At 64.4% G+C, this 1,253-nt stretch carries 2 protein-coding genes; one reads left to right on the top strand and one right to left on the bottom strand.

What is annotated here, in order from left to right:
• On the top strand, positions 1 to 693 hold a 693-nt coding region (locus EOA33_RS36170), incomplete at its 5' end, for an NAD-binding protein (protein WP_190234503.1).
• 363 nt (positions 694 to 1,056) lie between these two features.
• Here EOA33_RS36170 and EOA33_RS36165 read toward each other — a convergent pair.
• On the bottom strand, positions 1,057 to 1,253 hold a 197-nt coding region (locus EOA33_RS36165), incomplete at its 5' end, for a DUF1203 domain-containing protein (protein WP_127407756.1).

The raw sequence follows: 1,253 nt of genomic DNA, 5'->3' as shown, positions 1-1,253 counted from the left end.
ATCCAGGCCGGCGCGACGGCGCTGCAGAAGGCCAATGGCGGTCGTGGCGTGCTGCTCGGCGGCGTGCCCGGCGTGCTGCCAGGCAAGGTCACCGTGCTCGGCGGCGGCGTCGTCGGCCTGCATGCCGCCAAGTTGGCGGCCGGCCTCGGCGCCGACGTCACCATCATCGACCGCTCGATCCCGCGCCTGCGCCAGCTCGACGACATTTTCGGCGGCCGCGTCCACACCCGCTACTCGACCGTCGAGGCGCTCGAGGAAGAATGCTTCTCCGCCGACATCGTGGTCGGCGCCGTTCTGATCCCGGGCGCCGCGGCGCCGAAGCTGGTGACGCGCGAGATGCTGTCCGGCATGAAGAAGGGTTCCGTGCTCGTCGACGTCGCCATCGACCAGGGCGGCTGCTTCGAGACCTCGCACGCCACGACCCATGCCGAACCGACCTACGAGGTCGACGGCGTCATCCACTACTGCGTCGCCAACATGCCAGGGGCGGTACCGGTCACCTCGGCGCACGCCCTCAACAACGCGACGCTGCATTTCGGCCTGCAGCTTGCCGACAAGGGCCTCAAGGCACTGGTCGACGACCATCATCTGCGCAACGGCCTCAACGTCCACAAGGGCAAGATCACCAACCGCGCGGTCGCCGAAGCGCTCGGCTACGAGCTGGTCGAGCCGAAGGCGGTGCTCGCCGCCTGACACCTGCGCGAGAAGAAGTTTCCTCCTGTCGCCCGCCGGCTTCGTCCGGCGGGTTTTGCTTTGCACGGAAAAAGTGCGGACAACAAAAAAGCGGAGCCAAAGCCCCGCTTCCTCGATGTTGAGACGTGCCGCCGGTCCATCCGCGGTCGGCAATCGATCAACACTTGCCTTCTAGCAAGTAATTGCGACGGGAGTACGACAGTCTCGCCGACATTTATGCGGATCCGTGTCGCCATTGTGAAGCACTTCACATTCGGCATTCGAAAAACATGCCTAGTCACATCGGCCTGAAGGCTGCTTTCTCTTCTGTCGCAGGCTTTTTCCCCAACTGCCCGCCAGACGATCGGCGGGCATTTTTTGTCTTCAGGCGCGTTCGATGCGGCACTGGTAGCAATTGTTGCGCGCCGAACGGACGTGGATGTAGGCGATGTCGTCGCGCTCGAACAGCGTTTCGGCGCGCGCCGCGATGCCGACTGTCGGGATAACGCCGCCGCTGCCATAGACGATGCGGTCATTGCGGCCATAGCCGCGCACGATATAGTCGCTGCTCTCGAGCATGT

It is taken from the genome of Mesorhizobium sp. M4A.F.Ca.ET.050.02.1.1 (assembly GCF_003997725.1).
GTDB lineage: Bacteria > Pseudomonadota > Alphaproteobacteria > Rhizobiales > Rhizobiaceae > Mesorhizobium.
Note: the sequence above shows the minus strand (reverse complement) of the source record. Positions and strands in the feature narration are given on the sequence as shown.